The organism is Vibrio mytili, from assembly GCF_000830505.1.
Taxonomy (GTDB): Bacteria; Pseudomonadota; Gammaproteobacteria; order Enterobacterales; family Vibrionaceae; genus Vibrio; species Vibrio mytili.
In genome coordinates this window covers 1-2,237 of sequence record NZ_JXOK01000048.1, presented here as the reverse complement: position 1 = coordinate 2,237, position 2,237 = coordinate 1, and the positions used below count along the sequence as shown (strand labels likewise).

Annotated in this window: 2 protein-coding genes; one reads left to right on the top strand and one right to left on the bottom strand. The window is 42.8% G+C overall.

Annotation, left to right across the window (positions count from 1 at the left end; genetic code table 11):
• Positions 1–18: 18 nt before the first annotated feature.
• Positions 19–1,425: a HipA domain-containing protein gene (locus tag SU60_RS12360; RefSeq protein ID WP_041155768.1), complete on the top strand. Its 1,407-nt coding sequence runs from the start codon at positions 19–21 to the stop codon at positions 1,423–1,425.
• A gap of 137 nt (positions 1,426–1,562) precedes the next feature.
• On the opposite strand, the gene SU60_RS12355 is transcribed toward SU60_RS12360, so the two are convergent.
• Positions 1,563–2,237, bottom strand: a 675-nt coding sequence (locus tag SU60_RS12355) for an ATP-binding protein (protein WP_041155767.1), incomplete at its 5' end; no start/stop codon positions are given.

Sequence of the window (2,237 nt, the reverse complement as noted above, 5' to 3'; positions counted from 1 at the left end):
GCAATGAGGACGGTTGGTATGAGTAAGTTACAACAGTTAGACGTGTTTATCGGTACGAATACCAAAATTGGTCGTTTGATTCTTCCTGTCGGAACAGAAACAGAGTTCTCATTCATCTATGAAGATGAATGGAAACACACTGGTTTCCCGATTTCGCCACACATCCCTTTCGATGATCGGGCTTCGCCACGTAGTATTGAGAACTACCTCAGAAATCTCCTTCCTGAAGGAGAAGCCTTTGAGGAGATGATACAAAACACCACTATCTCCAAAAGCAATACATTCGGGCTGATTCGTAAGCTTGGTGCGGAAACATCTGGCGCACTATCTTTTCGAGTTCCAGGCTCAGAACCTGGGGAAACCAGCTTTAGATCTGTACCTGATGATGAACTAATAGAACGACTAGAGCGAAATCTAGCGCCATTAGTGTATTGGGACGGTAAGGTTCGCCTTTCGGTTGCTGGTGTTCAAAACAAGTTAAACTTACTTAAGCGCGGTGATGAGTGGGGGTTTGGTGAAGGCAAATTAAGTTCGAACTACATTCTGAAATTTGAAAGCGGTAAAGCACCGTGTATTGCTGTTAATGAGTTCTTTTGCATGACATTAGCCAAGCTAGCAGGTTTGGACGTCGCTAATGTTGAGTTAACTCGCATTGGGAAGACTAGGACACTGATAATTGAGCGGTTCGATCGTGCCTATATCGCGACTCGTGATGTCGTTCAACGAAAACATGTGATTGATGGCTGTCAGGCAACTGACTTACCACCAGGTTACAAATACGAGCGTCAGAATGGGGATGAAGGCGATGGCGTATATATGCGTGATGGCGTTTCTTTCCCACGCCTACTGTGCGTCAAAACCATAGACACGGTCATCACTAACCTAAAGCTCACCCAATGGATGCTCTTTAATCTAGTAACGCTAAACTACGATGCCCATGGTAAAAATATTAGCTTCTTCGTCACCCCTAAAGGCCTGGAACTGACCCCTTTTTATGATTTAGTAAACATAGAAGCAATCGCTCAAGAGGGAACAAAACGCAACTCACGAAGCGGTAAGTTGTCTGCTGATGAGGGGCGTGCCGCCAGTATCCCTCAATATTTTGCAATGTCGATTGGAGATTGGGAAAGTGAAGACTTTCAAAATCCGCCAAAAGGTAACTTCAAACGCCCTATCACCAGCTATGATTTAGCTGAATTCGGCGCTCTGCTGGGTTATTCAGGCACCAAAATGGCTTCCATAATGGTAGAAACCGTTGGTGCTATAAAAAACACCCTGAAGGAAGCGATTGAACTTACCGAAGCTCAAGGAATCGAGGATCGAGAACGTGAACACATAGAACTATGCGTCTCACTCATCCAAACAGAGTGTGAATACTTGCTAGAGCAAGCCAACAGTGTGCCAGAAATGAGTGAGCTTCTTTAATGGCTAATGCATGGGCTATAGTAAGCAATTTATAAATTATTTTTGGACAGAAATTACTTAGAATTACTGCTCTACACCATCTGGTTCGGATAAGCTGGATTTGGGCAATTAGTAAAAAGCTTAGTTCTAGTATTCAATCAATTTGATGATTCCCCATCACTCCAAACCTCAGCAAAATTGGCATCTGTTGAGGCTGGTCCAGGTACTGCCTCATCAATTGTCATTCTCACTGGAATATTGAATGCGGAGCCAAATCCCACAGCATCTCCTCTAGGTAAACCAGATATCTCGCTTAATACAGTTTCATTTCCGTTTTCCATAGCATGTCGTAATGCATTGAGATCTCGTTCATTAGTTAATCTCAATGATAACCAATTGGAACACATGGCCAAAACAGTAGAAGAAAGTTCTGATGGTCTCTGTGTACTAACTAGTAATGAGCAACCGAACTTGCGACCTTCTTTAGCCAATCGCTCATAAGCTTTTAATTGATTTGCATCTTCAGCATAAGGGTCACGCAGATATTGATGAGCTTCTTCCAATAAGAGTAACGTTGGGTAGCTATTATTTTGCCCACGCTTAAAGAGTACTTCTGCGTACATTTCGAGAAGAGCGCCTAGAACTAACGGGGATAAATCATCTGCTAGTCCTTTCAAGTTGATTATGTGAACATTCCAATCTTGAGGAGTTCCTTTTGGTTTACCAAAAATATAGTCAACTTCATCTTGTAGAGGAGCGTCCCAAGTCTTTGCTGCATTTATGATTTGTCCACCAGATGTGTCTAATACTTCTGTAAAACGAGAGTCTTCGGA